Raw genomic sequence first — 20,551 nt, 5'->3', positions numbered from 1 at the left:
GTTGTATGGTAACTCCACTATACCAAACCGAAGGGTGTCTTTCTTTATTTACATGCAATGTCAAGCATACAATTACTAGTAGTTCGAACGGTGGCAGTTCAAGGCTTTACAGAGAATTCATTGGTGCGAAAGTTGAGTTATTAACTTTACGGACAACGGTGTAAGTAATCGTTGCCGTGCTTTGTTCTTCTGTGTGCTCAGGATCGTTAAAAGACGGATCCTCATCAAATAAAGAGCCTTGACCATCGGGTGCTTGGTACTTCGACTTTTCCGATTTGGAACCGTATAAGGCCTTTGTTAATTGGCGAACTTGTTCAGTCAACGCTTCAATACGCTTTAGTAAACTTTTATTTTGTCTTGATAAATCCCCATTTTGTTGTTTCATATACGATAATTGTTCTTCAAGAAGTCGAAGAACTTTTTCGGTTGTATTAGAAGCGTTTCCCAAATCATTCACCACGTTTCGTTCAGTATAAGTTATGAATGATTATATCATAGTAGTGAATGGATTTAAAAGACACCTTTTGCAGATCTAGCAATGGCCTTTGGTTGCTGAAGTGACAATCCTTCTAATAGCCAGCGGAGTTCCTTCTGTGAAAGGTTACGAACTCATTTTCGTCTCTTGGCCATTGCAGTTTCCCGTTATCCAATCTTTTATAAAGCATGGCGAAGCCATCCCCATCAAAATACAAACATTTATAGCGATCTTTGCTCGTTCCAGAAAATAAGTAGATGGAATCGCTATATGGATCCATTTCAAAGGAGTCCTGAATAAGTGTAGCTAGACCATCAATACCTTTTCGCATATCAGTCTTGCCGCAAACGATATAGATATTCTGCACGCTAGTAAAATCTTGCTTCATTAATTCCTCAGCCCCTTCATGATTGTTAGGATGATCTTCTCATCTACGCCATTAAAGAAGGAAATTTCAGCACCAGCTGTTTTAATGACGCAGCTTGGCCCAGGGAGGAATTGCGGGGAGTTGATAGACGAAGATTCGTCCTTGATAGGATTTAGTGTCACTGGGACAATTGTTAGTTTATTAGTCGGCATAAGAAAGCACCCCCTAGAATCGATATGTCTATCGTACCGGAGGTGCAAGGTTGTTTATATGCGTTATTTGATTACGGGCTTACGGTAAAACTTGGTATAGGTATCTTATTACCCTATTTTATTGGATGCGAAAGTTGAGTCTTTTAGCTCTTATTGAAATAGTGTTATTTCCTCTATTATGTATTTATAGTTTTTAATAGAAACTTTACAAAAAAATGGATGGACTATATGTCGATCACTGGTATTTCTAATTCGAAGAGCTCAGCAACCAATGTATATGATGCTAATTATTTAGAAAAACAAAAAAGTTTATCAAGTAAAGATAATATGGATGTTAAAACAGCAAAACTAACGGTTGATACCGTAATTATTTCTAAAGAAGCAAAAGAGATGGCGATGGCCCTCGCTTCCAAATCAACTCCGTCTTGGTTGGATACTGCAAAAAGCTGGGCAAGTTCTACTACAGCATGGCTAAAGCAGGCTGGTCAATTTGCTTTAGATGGAGCTAAAGCGGGTTTAGACTTTCTTGTAATAGATGATATCAAAACTCTTTTTAATCCAAATTCTAGTGTAACAGATAAAGGAATTGCTCTAGTTTCCCTATTCCCTGCTGGCAAAGTAGTGAAAGCTGGATCATTGGCTAGTTTGTTAATTAAGTCTGGAAAGGGTGCACAGGTTACTGCCTTTGAAGGTTTAGGAAAGGTTTTAAAACATAATAGTAAAGGTATACTATTGGATGGAAATAGTAAAACGGGATGGGAACACATTGTAAAGGGACATATTACAGGAACCATTGCAAAGAAGGGGGACACCTTATTTCCTAAAGCTCTCGGTGAAGCGCAAGTTAAGAATTTAGTCATGGAGTCTTTAGAAAAGGGTAAATTGATTACCCTTGCAGATGGAACAAAGGTGTATACTTACAATCCCCAAAAGCATGGGATTTCAGGTATGACAACAGTTGTAACGAAGGATAACATAATAAAAACATCATATCCAACGGCTGGTACTTCAGTAATAAAAGTTAAGTAAAGGAGCATATATGATGAAAATAATATTTGAAATTGAGGAAGATGTTTCGGTATTAAAAAATAATAGTATTGAATACTATTTAGATAGTTATTTACAATTTTTTGTGAATGATAGAAGTGAAAAGAATTTAATCTTTTCAACGAGTATGCATAGTACCATTTTGATTGAATTTAGTGGTCTATTAATTGAACTGTATCGAACAGGTGAAAAACAAACACTAAACCCATTTGGCAATGCATCTATTTATACTCTAACAAAGAAAGGTCCTGGGATAACTATAAATAAATTTGATGAATTGACTAACACAGTTGAATGGGAATATGATTTTAATTTACTTGAATTTATTAAAGCGTATATAAAGACTTTGCAAGAGTATTTAGATTCTATGTTAGTTGTTGAGGTTAGTGTTCGTGAAAATACAAACTTCATTCTTTTAGAAGAACGACTAGAGTTATTAAAAAGAATAGATATTGATTGAGGTTTTTTTCTAGAAGGGAAATCGTTAGTGTCAACGGAAATGTCTGACTATAGCCGACAAATCAAAAAGGCGTCTACTCTTTTGAGTGGGCGCCTTTATTTGATTTCAATTAACTGAGGTAACCTCAATTTCCCTCCACACGTCCAGCCTCTTGATTTGTAAGCGTCAAACTTCTCCCACATAGTAATCCTTTTTCCTCCATGCGATAATCTCCGTAGATCAATATACTGGGAGGTTTTGCAATGACGAATGTAAGCCCGAACTATAAAAATAAGCGTACCTTTCGGTACGCACGAAGAATAGCCGTTTACCTGAACTTTTTTCAGATACACGGCTATTTTGCACATGTCGCTTGAATATTTTTCGACCAAGGCAAATAATCATTTAAAATTACAGGTTGCTGATGAATTGGTAAATTGGGTAACTCCGTTATTAGCTTAACTAGATATTGATAAAAATCAATGCCGTTAGCTTTTGCTGTTTCAGCTAAACTTAAGCAGAGCGCATTTGCTTTAGCACCGGCTTCGCTTACAGAAAAAAGCCAGTTCTTACGCCCAATCACATTTGGGCGAATCGCATTTTCAGCTGGATTATTATCTATTTCAATCCGACCATCGAATAGAAAAGCTTTTAACTCCTTTACGCGATTTAATGTGTAGTCCGCGGCTGTAGCTAAGGCGTTCTTCCCAAAGAAAGGTGATTCATCTACCCATTTTAGAAACTTTTCTACAATCGGTTTTGAATATTTCTGCCTTGCTTTTCGACGCTTACTAGGTGAAAAGTGCTTGAATTCGCGTTCTAAGCGATATAGTTGATCGCAGTAATCAACGCCAATTTCACCGTTTTTGCTATCGGCTTTTAGCCAATAACGTCGGACATGCGCCCAGCAGTTAGCGAATGTGATATTAGGTAAATTACCATATGCAGAATAGCCATCACAAATCACTGTGCCTTTAAAGCCAGCTGTAAATTCTTCCAATACAGATCGACCTCTTGATAAAGCACTTTGGAAAAGGACAATGATTGGGCCTTGGCTTGGCACGCTGCGAAACACCCAATTGTACGCATTTGATTGTCCAGATTTCCCGTCTGACCGATTGATAATTTGCGCATACGTTTCATCCACATGAAGAATTGATTTCGCAGTTAATATCTGCTTCATCAGTTCATAAACAGGTAAAAGCCAATCTTCCGCTACACGAATGACCCAATTTGATAAGTTCTTATCATTCGTAAGCAGGCCATATCGTTCCCACTCCTTTACTTGGCGATAAAGAGGCAAGTATTGGATGAACTTATCGTAGATGAGTTTTGCTAGAACGGTAGGTCCAGCAATGCTACGTTGAATGGCACCTTGCGGTGCTTTTCCACGTTTTATCTGAGCCTTTTGATTCGTATCTTTTTTACAAAGCCTGCACTCATAGGCATGTTCAATATGTTGGACACGCTTCATTGTAGCGGGAATGAATTTTGCTTCCTCACGCACAATGGTCATCCCTGCCGCAGTCATTTGACCTTGGCAACAGTCACATTGCGTATTTGCAGGATGATGATGAATTTCTTCTATTCCAATCCCGTCATGAAAAGAATCATTTCGTTTTTTCTTATTAACTCAACTTTCGCAGAGTGAAATCGGCAAATAAGCCCTGATATAACAAGGCAAACCTTCCATCCAATGCAGGACTTGTTTTTGAATCAAGTTTCTGGTTTGTCTTCCCGTCTTCTTTAGTGCGTCTTTAAGAAACCCGATCAATTCCTGCAATGCGCACGCCCAGTCGAGGTCATCAATTTCATCACATAGTTCGTAGAACAGCCCGCCAAGTGTCCGGGGATCTGCTTCATTGTGGTGTTGCCAGGAGAGGACGATAAATCGTGTGAATACGATGGTTGTGTGACCAATCAAACTGCCATACGACCGAACCTGGAACTCCTTGGCCAGATTCAGCAGTGATTTGGCCGTCTTGAAGAAGACCTCGATGTCCCATCGCATACCATAGATTTTGATAATCTCCTTTTCGGAAAGCGTACAGTCTGTAGAGAGGATGGCTAACCAGTCGCTTTTCTTATTCTTATTCTGTACAAAGACCATTTTTACTTGGATGCCGTCGGAAAGCTCGCACAAGATTGAACGGAGGATGCCAAACTGCCCTTCTTGACGGCGTGCCAGTTGATAGAGTCCAGTCAAATCGACAGGTTTCCCTTCCACAAAGTACCGGGTCTTGTTCTTTTTGACCATCCCAATGACACCGATTCCTTCGGCTAGAACATTCTTAATCAGCGCAGGCATGGTGAACCAGGAATCCATCAACAGGAATTCTGCTTCGATACCTGCATGTAATGCTCTTCGGACCATTTGGGGGAGTAAATCTGTTGATTTCTCAATGGCTTCTTTCCGACGTTTATAACCGGAAGTCCGCTTGTCCAGTTTTTCTGCTATCCCATTTTCCGTCTTCTTAGAACTCTGGAGCGTAAAATCGACAGGTAGGAAGGTCATGCCATCTGACCAACCCAAAGTAAGCATCTTAAATCCTTTGTAATAGCCACCCGATGCATGGTCATACAGCCTGGCGAGTAGTTCCACTTTCTTACTTCGATCTCGACGGTATGCGGAATCATCTACAATCAGGACTTTTCGTCGGTCCTGTCCTGTCAACCGGTCGACTTTGCGAATCGCCGAACTGCTGAGCGACAAAAGGAACCGACGCCAATTGAAGGTAGACTGATCGAGGAAACGGTAGACGGTATCTTTGCCGGGCAGATCCCCCGCCCGTTTGGACTGCAGGAGCGAGAACCAGTTCCGTTGCTGAAAAATCAGGCAGAATACGAGTCTAAAAAGATAGGAACAGGTAAATCCGAAGAATTTAGAAATACCGGCTTCTCGTAAATGCTTCGTAATTTCTAGTTCTTTAAATGCAGCTTCTGCTTCGTTTGGCATTTGAAAGTTACATGGTTTTTGGTTTATCATGGGAGAGACACCTCTTCTATGGTTAGTGTTGTATGGTAACTCCACTATACCAAACCGAAGGGTGTCTTTCTTTATTTACATGCAATGTCAAGCATACAATTACTAGTAGTTCGAACGGTGGCAGTTCAAGGCTTTACAGAGAATTCATTGGTGCGAAAGTTGAGTTAGTTAATTGAAGTGGAAGACGGCGACTCCGGGAGGATTAGCGTGTGCCTTGAGACCCTGGACGGAGCGAAGCGAAGGAAGCGGCTCAAGCCACGCCCTCCGGAAAGCGTCCGTCTGGAACGCAAATTAACGGGTTTAACACTTTTCCACAATCGAGTGCGATTGTGGAAAAGTTTTCGTCACTTAAAAGCTTACACTAGGTGAAGCAGATTAGCGAAAAAAGGACCTATTGGGTCCTTTTTTCTTGATTAATCTTTAAACAACGATGTTGTTTAACGGGGTCAAAAAATTAGATGTATATCAATTATGTATAGAACTTTTCAAATATGAGTTACAATAATAGAAATACTCTACTAGTATAGTTGGGAGGTTACTCATTTGTTTGAAGTTATTAATAAAAAGAAGGCACAATTAGATGCTGCTCGTCCTTTACCTAAATATACATTGAAAAGTTTACGAGAAAAACTATTTCTAGAGTGGACCTATAATTCGAACGCCATTGAAGGCAATACATTAACCATGAATGAAACGAAAGTGGTTCTCGAAGGGATTACGATTGGTGGTAAGACGCTGAGAGAACATTTGGAGATTATCAATCATCGTGATGCCATTAGTTATGTTGAAGAAATTGTCCAAATGAAAGAATCTCTTTCTGAATGGCAAATAAAAAATTTACATCGGTTAGTACTCAAAGGGATTGATGACGAGTATGCAGGTGTTTACCGTAAAGAACAAGTCTTTATTTCGGGTGCTAAACATATACCACCAGCGCATTACCTAATCCAAGAAAAAATGGAACAAATGATGAACTGGTATCGGAATGAAGGAATCCACCTTCATCCTGTTAAGCGTGGCGCGATGTTGCATGCTATTTTTGTTGGTATTCATCCTTTTATAGACGGAAATGGACGTACTTCAAGACTTTTGCTTAATTTGGAGGTAATGAAAGATGGATTTCCTCCAGTCATTATTAAAGTGGAAAATCGATTGGCCTATTACGAAGCACTCGATAAAGCACATACGACAGAAGATTATAGTGACTTTATAGCGTTAGTAGAACGTGAAGTAGAAGATTCCCTTGACTTATATCTAAGTACAATCAGTTAAAAAGCATCTCTATGAGGTGCTTTTTTGCAAACAATAATTGCGCCTCAATCGGGCCATTTTGAGGAGGCTAAACTTGGTTGACTATGTATTAATTATATTACTGGTGCTACTAATGACACGTGCATTTATAAAAAATAGAGAGAATTTGAAAGAGTATAAGAAACTTAGTAAAACTCAACTTATAGGTGTGATTGTAACTTTTATTTTCACGGTAGGTACTTCAACCGCCCTTATAGTTTACGGTAAAAAATTGATTGAAGGAAAGTTTCCTAGTCCCTTTTTAGAAGCTTTTATTTTCCTGGTCATATTATTCTTTGTCTTTATTATTATTGGAACTATATCGGATAAAGCAATGAAGAATATCACAAAAGGAGTTCTTCCAAAAGAGTAAAGGGTTCTTCTGGAATCGGGCGCAATTGCTAAGTACTACACTCTTAGTTGATTGGAGTGGAGGCCGGCGACTCCTTGGGGATAAGCGTGACAGGTGAGACCCCACAGGGGAGCGTAGCGGACCGAGGAGGCTCACCGCACGCCCCCAGGAACGCGTCCGGCCGGAACGCAAATCAACGGTTTCACCCTATTCCATTAATGGGTGCGATTGCTGTATAAGCCACTATTTAAATATCTTAGGGGTGTAACGAATGACAAAAGAAATTGTTGCTGTTGAATTTATAATGAAGACATATGATACAAGTAAAATGGATATGTGGTCTAAAGAACAGTGGAATGAATGGGTTGGGGAGCCAGATGGTAATACAGGGATCCAAATACCATTAATAAATGATAATGAATTTTACTTAAAAGTAATGGGGATTTATTATAATGAAGAAACCAAAGAAATGTTTTTTGGTTTTGACGCACAAAATAAACTTGACCGGAACATAAATATTCATTACGGTGATTGGAAAATTGATGAAAGCACTTTTAATTTGTCTTGCGAAAAACCATACCATCTGAAAAAATGTTCTGAAGTAAGAGGTTATCAAAAATCTGTGGAGCGTACTCATTTAGAAAGTTGGGACTCTATAATAATTGAAGTCAATCTACTCGATGCAGAAACTAACCTACTCATTAGAGAATTTGAATTTCAAATTGAAAAGCGTTTAGTACAAGTTTTTTAGAAACGATTTATGCTATAAAAGGCGATTGTGTTGCGATTTTTTTGTATGATATTTAGTTGATCGGAGCGGAAGCCGGCGACTCTGGGAGGATTAGTGGGACAAGTGAAACACCCGTCGAAGCGAAGCGAAGGGGTGTGGTTCACCGCCCGCCCTCCAGAACGCGTCCGGCTGCAGCGCACATCAACGGGTTGCAACCAATATCTCCGTTATCGGGCTCGTTTGCTTGATAAGCAAATGTCCCAATACCGCAAAAAAAGTATGGAAAAAGATGATGGTGGTGGCTGTCAAAGATTCATTTTAGATGTCTCAACGAACAATCCTTATTATAATATGATCCATGAAATGCGCGATCAGAAGGTCATGAGTGGCTATCCGAACTAAAAGATTATACGTGCAGAGTACCTCAACGCGGCAAAACCCCCAGTCCGAAAAGTTGGATTGGGGGTTTTGCTGTTTTTTAGTTTGAAACGGATGTGAACGAAATGGCTTTCTCTGCTACTTTTTGTTTCTCCCTGTACTTTTGAAACTCGTGAATTACTTCTTTTTGTGAGGGCTTTTTAAGCTTTTCGCTGATCATGTCGCCTGCAATGAAATTAAGGCCGGTTGTGACAATTTCTACAATGCCTGTTCCAAGAGGAATGAGAGATGGAGCTAAGCCTAATGCTGCATATTTAGCGAGTTTCAAAGCCGGTTTCCGGATGGAGTTTTGACGTTTGTATTCTTCCAATGCTTCTAGGCGCGTAATCTTTTTGGTAAGCTGCAAGTTTTCAACTTCCACTAATAGGTCGGCCAATGATTCCCAAGTGAAATAATCTTTATCTTTTGAAGGGATGAGCAGAACTCCCTCCTTGTGTAACGGTTCTTGTTTCCCTTCCAGACAGAGAATGAGCTCTTCGGCGCCTGTTTCAAAACTCATATTGTATTTATTATCCGGAAGGGTCGATGCGATGGATTCGTTATAGCACATATCGATTAGCCCTTTCACCATTTTTTTAGACTCAATGGAGTAATGGGGACTGATCGCGTCCAACGCATGATAATAGATTGAACGCGTATTTTGGAAAGTGCGATGCGCCATCATTTCTTGACACAATGCAACAACTTCCTCGTTTTCATGTTCATGGCTTTTTAAGGTATGATACCCTTTCAGGAATAAATCATCGAATCCTTTTGTGAATGGCCCCATTTCTGTAAAACGTCCACGCAACGTCCAGTCGAATTGATGTAGATTTCGTAAATACGCTTCCAGCTGTTCAATGTGTTCAGCTTTTAGGTAATCCGATTTGAAGGAAAAATGCTGATTTGAAACGGCATCGATAATATCTTGCTGGAACTTTCTGCGCTCATCCAGACTTAATTCCTCTAAAAAAGGAAAGGCGGAATAGTTATGAAAACTTTCGCCATCCTTTAACCCTTTTTGCAATGTCGATAAAAAATAGGCTTGTAACCCTTGCACATTTTTTGCTTTCAGGTTAGGATATCTCGCGATTTGAATATGACCATGGTCAATCAATTGAAGAAAATGGTTTTTCATCACGTCATCTTCCAAAATAGTGTGAATGACCAATGAATCCATTATTTGCGTCTGGGTCACTATGGGACGAGCCCCTTCTAATAACGTTTTTAGAAGTATGCTTTCTCCTTGCACCCTAAAACTTTGGCAAGTCGCTTCATCAAGTTGTGATTTGGATGTGCGAACTGGATCTAATGCGTCTAAATACACGATGCTTCCTCCTCCTTTACGATTGTAAGATCCATTTCATGATCGCTGTTATTGTAAAACCGTCTCGGATGGTATTGTCGCGAATGTACTCCAGGATTTCCTCTTTTGTTAACAGGAGCGTATCTTTAATGCCTTCCTCCTGCTCCAATTTCCCGATCGAAGAGATGTCGCATAGGAGCAGATGGACCGGTCCATACGTCAGTGCTGAATCGCTGATCATGCTACCCAGCAGTTCAATGTTTTGTGCGGAAGCGCCGATCTCCTCCAGAATTTCCTGTTCGGCATTTTCATAGACGGTGCAGCCTGCTTCAGCGAACCCGCGCGGCAACTCCAGTTCTATTTGGCGAGTGCCATGACGGAATTGTCGCAAGAAGACGACTTTATCCTCTAAACGTGGAATGATGACAACTCCGTTGGACGGCTCTTTATGTATGACGCGCATATAGGGATAACGGTGGTGCTGAGCATTTTCGATTAAATCGATCACAACCCAAAAGTACTTCGTTTCATAGATTAGCCCAAGCTGACAATCCCGTTCTTTCGCAAATTGTTCCAATGTTTCTTTGTCGATGATAATCTGAATATCCTGATCTTGTATGAAATAGTCCGGGTTGCTTCTATAAAAATGCAGATACGCGTCAATAGGGTTCATTTCCATTCTCCTTCAAGTATGCTTAAGATTGGTAATTCAATAGATTAATCTTACATGAAGCTCTGGATGATGTCTAAAAACTCCAGAAGGAACTAAGAAGTCGGTGCCATGAAATCTTTTGCCTGTTAATGTATCAAAATGATATAGAGGAAAGATATAATTGAATAAATCCGAAAACTCCAGATGCGTGCAATGGCGATGTTACATAAGTATGGAAACGAGCGTATTGCGAAAGCACGGAAGATATCGCAAAAGAACTAGAGGATGCATGTAGAATGGAGAAATGAGCAACTACAAGTACCAGGTTGTCTAAAACAAAAAAATAGGAGGTTGGCACAATTGATCAATAAAGCGATACAGTTTGCTGCGCTATGCCATGCAAACCAAACGAGAAAAGGCACAGAAATCCCGTATATCTTGCACTGTATGGAAACGGGAATAATTGCAGCAAACATGACAGGTAAAAATGGGGAAGTGGATGAAGATATCGTTTCTGCAGCCATTCTGCATGACACGATAGAAGATGCATTTGTCGCGTATGAAACGTTGAAAGAAGTATTCAATGAAAACATCGCCGATCTTGTTCAGAGTCAGAGTGAAGACAAATCGAAACAATGGAAGGACAGAAAGCAGGATACTATCGACTTCTTGCAAGCGAATGAGTCGATAGGTATTGAAATCGCGACGCTTGCGGACAAATTGTCGAATATGCGCGCCATCCATAAAGATTACGAAGCTGACGAAGAGAAGCTTTGGCGGAAATTCAATGCGGGCAAAGAGCAGCAAAACTGGTGTTACCATTCCATCGCTTCGTCTTTGCGACAAGTACAAGACACGGAAGAATATAAAGAGTTCACAGAGCTGATTGAAAAGGTCTTTGAACGTTGAATTTAACTAGAAAGTTTGCTGGTTAAAGGACTGGATACGGCATGGATTCAAGACCAGAACACTCTTATCAGATTATGATAAAAAACTTTTGAAACTTATTCCAGAAATTTGCGTCTGTACGCTGATTAGAAAACCGTACATACCGATAGGAGGAAGTTGCATGAAGAACAAACTAGGAAAGATTGTGATGGCGGCGGTGCTCGTCGTGCCTATGCTATTCATGCCTACAGGAGCAGAGGCAGCTGTCAAAGATCCATTTAAGGATGTATCCAAAAACAGCCCGTATGTGGACATTGTCCATGAGATGCGGGATAAGAACATTATTAGCGGGTATGCGAACGGTGAATTCAGACCAGAAGAATCCATTAGCCGGAAACATGCGGCGGCGCTCGTCAACCGTGCAGTGAAATTGCCGGCGCGAAAACCGTTCGTGAAATTTAAGGACGTGTCGCCAAAGAACGCTTATTTCAATGACATCAAGAAACTGCAACAGGCAGGTATTTTTGAAGCTGATGCGAAAGGCAATCTCTATCCGAATAAACCGATCACCCGTGCCGAGATGGCAAAGGTGCTGACCATCGCATTCCAACTGGATGTGCAGACGGAACTTAACTTCGTGGACGTGCCAAAAAACCATCCGGCTAGCCAATATGTACGGGCCCTTTACTCCAATGGAATCACAACGGGCGACAATGGAAAATATCAGCCTAACAAGCCCGTCACACGCGTACATTATGCATTGTTCCTTCATCGAATTCTCCATATGAATGATCCGGTCGATCCGACAGAACCAGCGAAGCCATTGAGAGGACAGCTTGGCGTATACACGGAAGAACAAATGGAGTGGGGTAACACGGAGTATGTCGCCTATCAGATGAAACTGTTGCTCGCCCAAAAAGTAACACGCTATCCAGAAGCTTACCGTCTGCCGGACAGCAATAAGGAAGCTTACGGGAAAAAGAGGGAAATCGATATGAACTCAGCAGGGTCTGGCTATAGCCAAATGGCAAAGGAAAACATTCAGTACTTGAAACGATTCGTCAAGAAGGGTTCCGAATTAGATCAAATATTGGATCGTTGGGATGCAGGCGATTTTTCGAATGTGAAGAATGAGTATGTAAATTTGGTTGGAATAGCGGATCCTGAATACTTTGTGTGGTGTGATGAAGATAAATGTCTCGACACAACCCAGTTGCACGTCTGGACGGAAGAGGCGGAGGAATTCTATATACGCACCGTTTTCGGACAAAGAGGATTGAATCTTCACCGCCAGCAGTGGGGGACGAAAGAGCAGTAAGCTGACGAACAAGAGACATCAACTAGATCAAACAACATGAATTGCTTGTGTGAGTGGGTGTCTGGTACCTACAAAATACTTGCGAACATGCTTTACAGGCCATACAAAAGCCCCCAATCCGCATAAATGGATAGGGGGCTTTACTGTTAGTGTACCGCAGCAATAATGCCTTCTTCACGATCTAATAGAAGGTTGAGGCCTGTTGCATAAGGATCTTCGTGTAAAACATGTTCAATCCAAAAACGGATGGATTGGATCATTTGAAAAGAAGTAAGGACGTGTATTTGTCGACCGATATGCACTTCTGCCGAGAAGCCAGCTTCGTCGTCATACAGCAATTCCACTTCAACGTCTTCAGGTTGAACAGTATGAGTATGGGCTTGCTCCATGCAAATTGCATTTATGATATCTTGCTCCGAAATTATCGCGTCTGCCATGGATTTCGATCCTCTTTTTGTTCTTTTTTCTCTTTAATTATCGCGAAAATCTTGCGTACAATTCCAATGACCAAGACGATCGCCAATACATTGACCATCAAGCCTAAAATGGAACCTAAGATGCCCATATTGGCAAATAAGCTACCGAATAAAAGACCAGCGAGACCGCCAATGAATAACCCTTTCATGAGCCCGCCTGAAAAGAAGCCGCCCTTTTTCGCCGTATTGTTTGGTTTGTTTGTGGATTTATTAAATGAAGAAGTATCTTCTTTTTTCTTATCCACTTGTGGCTTGTTATAATTGTTTGTCGGATTGAAGCTTTTCTTACCAGACTTATAGCCCTTCGCTTCAACAGTTGAGACATCATTGGTAAAGAGTGTGTTGCCGATCGGTGACATGATGAGTGTTACTGCAAGTAGCGCCGATACGAGTTTTTTCAATTCATTTCCCTCCATCTATAAAGGCATCGATTTTGTGATGCCATCTATTTAGTATAATTGGTTAGACGTCTAATCGGTATTCGAACGAATCATGACTATGCGAATTTTTCATACATCTGCCATGAAATCTTCACATATTAAAAGGAACCAGATATGCATTGAGCTACGAATCGTTCATTACTCCTACTCGTCCGTTTGTTGAATAGGGTTGAAGACGAGGTAGTCCATCGTATCACTTTGGAAAATCCGACAATCGAGTTTGCTGAAGTGAAGATCCAACTGGAAGCTATGGAATGGGTGGGATGAAGTGAAGTGAGGCAAAACAAAAGGGACGATCAACCGTAATGGCTGAGTCCCTTTTAGTTTAATTTATGCGCCATCGACTTCTCAAGCTAGTAACTGTACGACCCCACCAATGATGGCGATCGAAAGTAATATCTTGCTGAGCGTGATAAATTTTTCGTTTGTGACCTTTAAAACTACTGCCACTACAGCGATCACACCCCAAGCGATTGCCAACACTTTTTGTCCTGTATAGTTTGCTGGCAATGCGGTGAATGCAAGATAAGACAACACAATACCTACCAACATATTGATAATGAACAGACTATGTCCAGATTGGTTTTTACGTCGATACAAGAAGAATTGCGTTAAGACGGCTGCAATAATTACAATGATAAATAAGATCTTCGAAATTGCCAGTGCCATGAGAATTGCTCCTTTTCAGATGAAATATGTATTTGTGTTAGTGGAGCAGAAAAAGGGTAGTAAACGTGGGATTGACCATTTTACTGTTAGAAACACCATTCTGTTAAAAACGTAAACGATGTATCCCTAATGAAGTAAAGTCTTCTTTTTACTTATAATAGCCAAGTTAATAAGTAACTATATAAATATAATTACCACCAGAACTATTAAATCAAACGCCAATGAAAAACATAATCACAACCTAAACCTCAATCATTCTGTTCTAAATCGTATTCTTTGGGCACAATATTTTTGACGGAGTCAATAAGTGTGTTAAACTGCACAAAGAAATTGAGCTTGGTATCCAGAAGTCGAAGGATAGCAATTTAAAACATGCTCGCATGGAGGTTTTATTTTGAATGAATACAAAACTAAGACAGATTGGCGTGTACTTTTCATCAGTGGCGGTTTACTCGTCGCTTTTGTCATTGCATCGTTTATCAATATAGATTTTGTAGCGGATATGGTAGATCTACTATTCGCTTTTGCTGTAAAATATTTCGGTGGATTTTGGCAAGTCTTGTTACTGGGTACCTTTTTCATCGCACTTTTCCTAGGGTTCTCGAAATACGGAAAGATTCGTTTAGGTGGAACCGATCAAGCAGAAATTAGTTATTTTAAATGGATTTCTATGATCATGACCACTTTACTGGCAGGTGGAGGTGTATTTTGGGCAGCCGCTGAACCGATGTATCATTTTCTTTCCAGTCCCCCTATTTTCGCGGGGACAGGTGTAGAGTCGGGCACTAAAAGCGCTGTTATTCCCGCATTTGTTCAATCGTATTTACATTGGGGCTTTCTTGCATGGTCAATTCTTGGAACACTAGGCACGATTGTTTTGATGTATGCCCATTATCAAAAAGGAATGCCGCTCAAACCACGGACACTGCTCTACCCGTTGCTTGGTGAAAAGATCATGGGGAAGAGCATACTTGGGACCATCATCGATGCATCCGCAATTATTGCAGTAGCGGCGGGGACAATTGGCCCCATTGGTTTCCTTGGCTTACAGGCTGCGTATGGACTGGAATCGTTGTTTGGGGTACCGAATAACTTGGCGACACAAGTGACCGTCATCATTAGCGTCGTCGTAATCGCCACATTATCAGCCGTTACAGGCTTACGCAAAGGGATTGAATTTCTTAGTAATTTAAACATAAGCATTACTTTGATTTTAATTGTTGCGATTTTATTGGTCGGACCGGGTGGTTTTATCCTAAATACGTTTTTAGAAGCAAGTGGGGTTTATCTTAAAGAATTCTTACCGATGAGCACGTTTCGCGGGGATTCGGTTTGGTTAGGTTCCTGGACGGTCTTTTTCTGGGGCTGGTTCCTCGGATATGGACCGATGATGGCCATCTTTATAGCAACGATTTCACGCGGACGCACAATACGTGAATTGATATTGGCGGTTTCGATTACAGCGCCCGTCGTGACGTCATTTTGGTTTTCTGTTGTAGGCGGGACGGGCATGTTTTATGAATTGGGCGAGCCGGGCGTTATTTCAGAAGCTTTGAATACATCGGGCATGCCGGCTGCCATGATGGCAATCACACAACAATTGCCGTTTAGTGCCATCATTGCACCTCTGTTCTTGTTAGTGACCATTTTATTCGTTGTGACAACTGCCGACTCGATGGCGTATACTGTTTCGGTGGCGATAGCAGGAAATAGCATCCCGCCAAAGAGCCTGCGTGTGTTTTGGGCAATCATTATGGGCACTGTGGCAATTGTGCTGTTAATGATTAGCAAAGGCGGAATCGAAGCGATCCAATCTTTCATCGTCGTTACAGCAATGCCTGTGTCGTTACTATTGCTACCCACGTTTTGGGCTGCACCGAAAACGGTACGAATCATGTATGAAGAGCAATTTGGTCATACAGACAAACGTGAATAAAAATTTGTTGAAGCTCATAAAAAAGCTGTTAGGTTCATCGGAATTCGATGAAAACCTAACACCTTTTTGGTATTACTTGTTTAGCAGGGGAAATGGAGAATCACCTGTCTTTGATAAGTACCTCTTTCTCGTGTTCATTAATGAAAAGGGAGGGACGAAGGTTGAAAAACCATCCCATTCATCCACTCGAAAGTAATGAAAGGTACGTGTGTAAAGTTGAATTCAGATAATACACTACAATTCCATAAAGATGAAATGGAAACGTTGAGGAATTTTAATTCGTGAGATAGTCCTTTGTTTTTATTCAAACCGTATGAATTAACGTGAATGTTTCTGGCCCAGGCACCTTTGCAAATCATGATTCTATTTGCGTAAGGTGATTTAATGAATCAATGGTAATTCTTTTCACATCGTGGCTATTTTCTGTACATTTCAATAATGCATTGTAAAACAAGGAGGGGTTTTCATCATAGGAATCGAGATAATCGTAAACCTCTGGCTTCACTGCAAATTGGACAAATGTATCCACACTTGGTTTCGACTCGATGTAAATCATGACCATCTCTGACAGCACATCTTTTTCTTCCTTAGATAAGCTGTCATCCTTCACAATAATCTGTGCTTTAATAAAATTCGTGCGTGACTCCCACTCACCTTCTTCATAGAGATGGGCGATATGAGGGAAATCGTCTATTGTCGAGTGTCTATGACAATCCTCGATGACGACATAAGCCAGAATCTTACCAGGTTGCAAGATGTGTAATACTTCTACATCTTTCAAAACAAGTTCCTTTACAAGAAACACATCCGGCATTTCCAATACATTCCCTCCTTTATCTAGTGATGGCGCGAAGTAGCAATCCCCAAGCGGCGACATCGTCTCCTGGGAAAAAGAATGTTGAAGTGGCTGCCACGACGATTGCTATAGCGATAATTATATCAGTTGTTTTACTCATGTTTACCTTTTTATCTTTAATTTCTTTAGCTGCTTTGTCTAGCTTTTTTTGTTTTTCTTGGGCGTTTTTATAGTCTTTGTGTGCTTTTACTTTATCGATTATTTTCTTTGGCACACCGCTGCCAACTAATCTGGCGCGAAAAACAATAGGAAATCTTCAAACAGATCCCGAATCACTTACATCCATAATCCATCCTGATCGGCTTACACCTTTAGAAAAAAACAAGTATTCTAAAATTATTTGAAACGTATGTTCGTATTATTGTCGATAAAAAAATACTAGTATGATAAACTAGTAAATGCAACGGCATGTAGCGAATGGACGGATGGCACTCCCTGGAAATGGGGTGTGTATATGGTGACATATGATTCTATCAATATGATGTTCCAATTTGGAATGTTTCTAGCGGCAACGGCAGCAACCATCGTAGCGTTAATTACTCTATCCACCAATAGAAAAAAGTAACGACCCTCCGCTAACGTCCAAGTAAGCAGGGTAGTTACTCTCTCGTAAGAATACCTTAATACCGGCCAACCGCACTTCATGCGATATGTCCGTTGCATTGACTGGATGTTCATCGCATCCGGTCTTTTTTATCTTACATACAGTTTACCACAATGGTACAAAAGAAACACGGATAGTGAGTGTAGGCGTGACGTGTGATTGGAAGGATGTAAAGAAGTTAATGTGAAGTAGAAGGGGCAGTTTAGTCCAATAAAACTATATAGGAAAGGAGTTAACAGTAGAGTGAACAAAAAAGAAAGACAGAAGAGATTAAATGAAATTCTAGTGGCACGGAAACAAAAAGATTTAATGCAAGAAGCGATTCAAAAAGAGAATGAAGTAAAGGTTCTGCTTCAGGAAGTGTTCGGGGAAACGAAAGTATTTGAAATTCTAGATTCTAATAAAACTAATTCAATTGTAGAAGATTTCTCTGTAAACTTTCCGATTGGTTCTTGGAACAGTATTGACTGGGAAACTACTATTGTTAACCGAGTTGAAATAAATCCCCAAGAAATTAAAAGCGTTCCTTCACTTCTAATTTCTAAAGGATTTGATACTTTAACGCCCATATATATCTTTTGGGGATATAATAGTTATCCGTGTGTGAAAACTAATTTGACTGAAGAATTATTAAGTACGATTGAAGAGATTGCCTGGTTAGGAAGTGATTTATATATTTATTGCCTTCGTCAGAAATATGTTATTGAATTCTTTCATGATAATACCGTTACTATTGGGTGGGTTTAGGTCAACAAATACTTTAATCTTGATTAACTTACGGGTAGGTTTAGTTCACGCCTGACGACAGTACGGAAGATGGCAAATTGCGAAACAAAGCGAATAAAAAGAAGTAACACCCCTCCGTTGCACAGATGCAAATCGGAGAGGTGTTACTTCTTTAAGGATGCGTTTACTACAAAGAATACATGTAACGGGCTCTTTACAGCTGATTTGCGTGCTTTTGTATAATCTCCTGAACCTCATCAATAGAAAGATCAGCCACTTCAGCAATAAATGAGAGGGGAGATGATTTTTCATGAAGTTTTACGATCAGTTCTACTTGTTTCGCTCGTTTTCCTTTTTCAATCCCTTGTTCAAGCCCTTGTTCAATCCCTTGTTCAATTCCTTGTTCGATTCCTTTTTCAATCCCTTTTTCAATTCCAATGGCCAATCCTCGATTTTCAGCATCTTCCATTCGTTGAATATGGTCACGCAATGCCATTTCCCTACTGATGGCCAGTTGGACGGTTTCCGGATCTCTGCTCAGCCTCTCGATTTCTTCGAACGCTTCCTTGAATGCAGAACTTTCCATAGCGACTTCCTCCTTCTCTTTTTGGTTTCCTTTGAAAAACAGTAGCCACTTTTCTAAATTACTCATATCTTGTAAAGGTTTGTTGCCCACTCTTCCTAATTGCAAAGCGTGGATTTCAAGATGATTGCTAAAAATCGTGCTTGTGGATGGTTCTGTTAATAGGAATGTACTATGAACACCGCAAGAAGGCAATAAATCGAAATCGACAATAATGATTTGGATTACTTTTTGTAAGAGCGTATATGGATCGCCAGTCTTAATTTGGGAGGTGTACGTTTTAGCCCAATAATACAATATTCGCTCGTTGAATGCAGTATGACGTTGTAACTGTAGTTCAATATTAATCTGGTTTCCGTTTTCAGTTGTCGCCCTTAAATCTAATATGGATAATTTGTCAGCAGCATGCTCCATCTTAGCTGTCGGGTCAATCAAGTGAAGAGAGTGGATTTTCTCGTCTACAATCGAATTCACGAAATGTAAGAGCAATCCTTTGTTTCGTTCATCGGTGAAAAACGACTTAAACACAAAATCATTACGAAGTTCCAATAGCTCCGTCCCATACTGTTCTGTCTCTTCTTTCACGAAAGCAACCATGAACACACCTCCCAAGTTTATATAGTAATTATAAAACAAGCGTTCGTATTAATCAATAATGATGTCTGACATTTCAAATTACTTTAATCTAATAAAGTTCAGTTACTAAAATGAATTTTAGTATCATCGATGGGTGACAAGTACCCATTGAATTACAGAGGAAGAGATCTCTATACACCAACAGAAAAATCCAACCTTCTCATAAGGTTGGATTTTTTATTTTACATTATTTTCGCAAGTAGTATCCTTTCTCCAAAAACCGCTCTATATATCAGATGAATAGAGTGTTCATTTAAAAAAAGAAAAGGTAGGGGATTGGAATGAATAAAGGTTGGTTGAAATTATATCGCTCACTGCTCGAGGATCCGATTTGGACAGGCTCGACACCAGAACAGAAAGTCGTGTTCATTACATTATTGCTGATGGCGAACTTCGAAGAGGCTGAATGGGAGTGGAAAAGCGAATCGTATTCGTTGAAACCGGGTCAATTCATTACGTCACTCAAGTCACTAGAAGAAAAATGCGGCAAAAAAATTAGCACACAAAACGTCCGGACAGCGCTCGCGAGATTTGAAAAATACGGATTCCTAACAAACGAATCAACAAAGCAGAACAGGCTCATAACGATTGTCAATTGGGGCTTTTATCAACAAAACGCACGCTTCCTAACAAAGCAACTAACAAACGATAAACAACCCCCTCACAATGTGTTAACAACTAGTAAGAATGTAAAGAAAGAAAAGAATATAAGAAACACCTCTTTCTTTCAGAAACTCCATGTGAATGAATTCAGATTGGACTTATCAAAAGGAGAGGCATGATGATCGCGGAAAAAGCCGTACTCGGTTCGATGATGAAAGAAAACTACCTCATCACGGAGACGGCACTGAAAAAGTCCCCTTAGGCAGATCATCGCGAGAATGAAAACGACTTGTCGTTTTCCATTCTCGCTTTTTTCATCTTGGAAGCCGTGGATTTCCGTTCCAGGCAGACGCTTTCCGCGGGCACGGCTTCAATCTCCTCGTCACTGCGGTCCTGCGGGGCTTTCAGCTCGCGCTGTTCCCGCTGGAGTCGCTGCCTTCCACTCCAATCCACTACAATCTATTTCGAAAATAATCACTTTAACCCCTAAAAATCACGGTCCATTTCCTATATACTAAAATTAAGTAAATGTAGGTGGTGCGC

General features: G+C 40.4%; 23 protein-coding genes and 2 pseudogenes. 12 read left to right on the top strand and 13 right to left on the bottom strand.

The genetic code is table 11. From position 1 onward, the window contains the following. Nucleotides 1-139 precede the first annotated feature (139 nt). The 3 genes and pseudogenes from QWT69_RS14115 to QWT69_RS14105 all read right to left on the bottom strand — a co-directional run. A pseudogene (locus QWT69_RS14115) lies at nt 140-448 on the bottom strand (transposase domain-containing protein); the annotation flags it as partial. Nucleotides 449-569: 121 nt separating this feature from the next. After that, nucleotides 570-863: an IS66 family insertion sequence element accessory protein TnpB gene (tnpB, locus tag QWT69_RS14110; RefSeq protein ID WP_317966662.1), complete on the bottom strand. Its 294-nt coding sequence runs from the start codon at nt 861-863 to the stop codon at nt 570-572. Next, the gene (locus tag QWT69_RS14105; protein ID WP_317966660.1) at nt 863-1,054 is read right to left on the bottom strand and encodes a hypothetical protein; all 192 of its coding nucleotides are present in this window, start codon (nt 1,052-1,054) and stop codon (nt 863-865) included. Before QWT69_RS14105 ends, tnpB begins: the two co-directional genes overlap by 1 nt. Nucleotides 1,055-1,282: 228 nt before the next feature. On the opposite strand from QWT69_RS14105, the gene QWT69_RS14100 reads away from it, so the two are divergent. Next, nucleotides 1,283-2,083 (top strand): hypothetical protein, encoded by an 801-nt coding sequence (locus QWT69_RS14100; RefSeq protein ID WP_317966658.1) that lies wholly within the window; start codon nt 1,283-1,285, stop codon nt 2,081-2,083. A gap of 10 nt (nt 2,084-2,093) precedes the next feature. Further along, the gene (locus tag QWT69_RS14095) at nt 2,094-2,561 is read left to right on the top strand and encodes a hypothetical protein (protein WP_317966656.1); all 468 of its coding nucleotides are present in this window, start codon (nt 2,094-2,096) and stop codon (nt 2,559-2,561) included. A gap of 334 nt (nt 2,562-2,895) precedes the next feature. Here the strand turns inward: QWT69_RS14095 and tnpC are convergent. Next, nucleotides 2,896-4,173: pseudogene (gene tnpC / locus QWT69_RS14090) on the bottom strand (IS66 family transposase); the annotation flags it as partial. After that, complete coding sequence (locus tag QWT69_RS14085) at nt 4,174-5,526, bottom strand: IS4 family transposase (RefSeq protein WP_317966654.1); 1,353 nt, start codon at nt 5,524-5,526, stop codon at nt 4,174-4,176. Nucleotides 5,527-6,069: 543 nt separating this feature from the next. Here QWT69_RS14085 and QWT69_RS14080 point away from each other — a divergent pair. The 4 genes from QWT69_RS14080 to QWT69_RS14065 all read left to right on the top strand — a co-directional run bounded on the left by QWT69_RS14080 (nt 6,070) and on the right by QWT69_RS14065 (nt 8,300). Next, nucleotides 6,070-6,798 carry a Fic family protein gene (locus tag QWT69_RS14080; protein WP_317966652.1) on the top strand — a complete coding sequence of 243 codons (729 nt, stop codon included), beginning with the start codon at nt 6,070-6,072 and terminating at the stop codon, nt 6,796-6,798. Nucleotides 6,799-6,871: 73 nt separating this feature from the next. Continuing rightward, nucleotides 6,872-7,189, top strand: a complete 318-nt coding sequence (locus QWT69_RS14075; protein ID WP_317966650.1) for a hypothetical protein — start codon at nt 6,872-6,874, stop codon at nt 7,187-7,189. Nucleotides 7,190-7,439: 250 nt separating this feature from the next. Continuing rightward, the gene (locus tag QWT69_RS14070; protein ID WP_317966648.1) at nt 7,440-7,919 is read left to right on the top strand and encodes a hypothetical protein; all 480 of its coding nucleotides are present in this window, start codon (nt 7,440-7,442) and stop codon (nt 7,917-7,919) included. A gap of 102 nt (nt 7,920-8,021) precedes the next feature. Further along, nucleotides 8,022-8,300: a hypothetical protein gene (locus QWT69_RS14065; RefSeq protein ID WP_317966646.1), complete on the top strand. Its 279-nt coding sequence runs from the start codon at nt 8,022-8,024 to the stop codon at nt 8,298-8,300. Nucleotides 8,301-8,376: 76 nt separating this feature from the next. On the opposite strand, the gene QWT69_RS14060 is transcribed toward QWT69_RS14065, so the two are convergent. Together QWT69_RS14060 and QWT69_RS14055 are read right to left on the bottom strand one after the other, a co-directional pair. Then, nucleotides 8,377-9,642 (bottom strand): hypothetical protein, encoded by a 1,266-nt coding sequence (locus tag QWT69_RS14060; protein ID WP_317966645.1) that lies wholly within the window; start codon nt 9,640-9,642, stop codon nt 8,377-8,379. 16 nt (nt 9,643-9,658) lie between these two features. Next, nucleotides 9,659-10,294 carry an NUDIX hydrolase gene (locus tag QWT69_RS14055; protein WP_317966644.1) on the bottom strand — a complete coding sequence of 212 codons (636 nt, stop codon included), beginning with the start codon at nt 10,292-10,294 and terminating at the stop codon, nt 9,659-9,661. 339 nt (nt 10,295-10,633) lie between these two features. Between QWT69_RS14055 and QWT69_RS14050 the strand changes: the two genes are divergently transcribed. Together QWT69_RS14050 and QWT69_RS14045 are read left to right on the top strand one after the other, a co-directional pair. Continuing rightward, on the top strand, nt 10,634-11,182 hold the full coding sequence (locus QWT69_RS14050) for an HD domain-containing protein (RefSeq protein WP_317966643.1): 549 nt from the start codon (nt 10,634-10,636) through the stop codon (nt 11,180-11,182). Between the two features lie 160 nt (nt 11,183-11,342). Continuing rightward, the gene (locus QWT69_RS14045; protein WP_317966641.1) at nt 11,343-12,479 is read left to right on the top strand and encodes an S-layer homology domain-containing protein; all 1,137 of its coding nucleotides are present in this window, start codon (nt 11,343-11,345) and stop codon (nt 12,477-12,479) included. Between the two features lie 146 nt (nt 12,480-12,625). Here the strand turns inward: QWT69_RS14045 and QWT69_RS14040 are convergent, their stop codons facing one another. From QWT69_RS14040 to QWT69_RS14030, 3 genes are all read right to left on the bottom strand, one after another. Beyond that, the gene (locus tag QWT69_RS14040; RefSeq protein WP_317966639.1) at nt 12,626-12,916 is read right to left on the bottom strand and encodes a DUF2653 family protein; all 291 of its coding nucleotides are present in this window, start codon (nt 12,914-12,916) and stop codon (nt 12,626-12,628) included. Further along, nucleotides 12,901-13,356: a hypothetical protein gene (locus QWT69_RS14035; RefSeq protein WP_317966637.1), complete on the bottom strand. Its 456-nt coding sequence runs from the start codon at nt 13,354-13,356 to the stop codon at nt 12,901-12,903. Before QWT69_RS14035 ends, QWT69_RS14040 begins: the two co-directional genes overlap by 16 nt. 387 nt (nt 13,357-13,743) lie before the next feature. Beyond that, nucleotides 13,744-14,064, bottom strand: a complete 321-nt coding sequence (locus QWT69_RS14030) for a hypothetical protein (protein ID WP_317966635.1) — start codon at nt 14,062-14,064, stop codon at nt 13,744-13,746. A gap of 394 nt (nt 14,065-14,458) precedes the next feature. On the opposite strand from QWT69_RS14030, the gene QWT69_RS14025 reads away from it, so the two are divergent. Continuing rightward, entirely contained in the window at nt 14,459-16,000 is a 1,542-nt protein-coding gene (locus QWT69_RS14025) for a BCCT family transporter (protein ID WP_317966633.1), read from the top strand. Between the two features lie 355 nt (nt 16,001-16,355). On the opposite strand, the gene QWT69_RS14020 is transcribed toward QWT69_RS14025, so the two are convergent. Then, entirely contained in the window at nt 16,356-16,820 is a 465-nt protein-coding gene (locus QWT69_RS14020) for a hypothetical protein (RefSeq protein ID WP_317966631.1), read from the bottom strand. Nucleotides 16,821-16,833: 13 nt separating this feature from the next. After that, on the bottom strand, nt 16,834-17,070 hold the full coding sequence (locus tag QWT69_RS14015) for a hypothetical protein (protein ID WP_317966629.1): 237 nt from the start codon (nt 17,068-17,070) through the stop codon (nt 16,834-16,836). Between the two features lie 240 nt (nt 17,071-17,310). Between QWT69_RS14015 and QWT69_RS17270 the strand changes: the two genes are divergently transcribed. Both QWT69_RS17270 and QWT69_RS14010 read left to right on the top strand, forming a co-directional pair. Next, complete coding sequence (locus QWT69_RS17270) at nt 17,311-17,421, top strand: putative holin-like toxin (protein WP_348539039.1); 111 nt, start codon at nt 17,311-17,313, stop codon at nt 17,419-17,421. Nucleotides 17,422-17,703: 282 nt separating this feature from the next. Then, nucleotides 17,704-18,207 carry a CDI toxin immunity protein gene (locus QWT69_RS14010; RefSeq protein ID WP_317966627.1) on the top strand — a complete coding sequence of 168 codons (504 nt, stop codon included), beginning with the start codon at nt 17,704-17,706 and terminating at the stop codon, nt 18,205-18,207. Nucleotides 18,208-18,400: 193 nt separating this feature from the next. Here QWT69_RS14010 and QWT69_RS14005 read toward each other — a convergent pair whose 3' ends face one another. Continuing rightward, nucleotides 18,401-19,366, bottom strand: a complete 966-nt coding sequence (locus QWT69_RS14005; protein WP_317966625.1) for an Rpn family recombination-promoting nuclease/putative transposase — start codon at nt 19,364-19,366, stop codon at nt 18,401-18,403. Between the two features lie 320 nt (nt 19,367-19,686). Between QWT69_RS14005 and QWT69_RS14000 the strand changes: the two genes are divergently transcribed. Then, the gene (locus tag QWT69_RS14000) at nt 19,687-20,187 is read left to right on the top strand and encodes a hypothetical protein (RefSeq protein ID WP_317966623.1); all 501 of its coding nucleotides are present in this window, start codon (nt 19,687-19,689) and stop codon (nt 20,185-20,187) included. The last annotated feature ends 364 nt before the right edge of the window (nt 20,188-20,551 follow it).

It is taken from the genome of Sporosarcina oncorhynchi, assembly GCF_033304615.1.
GTDB classification, from domain to species: Bacteria; Bacillota; Bacilli; order Bacillales_A; family Planococcaceae; genus Sporosarcina; species Sporosarcina oncorhynchi.
This window is presented reverse-complemented; position numbering and strand designations above follow the sequence as displayed.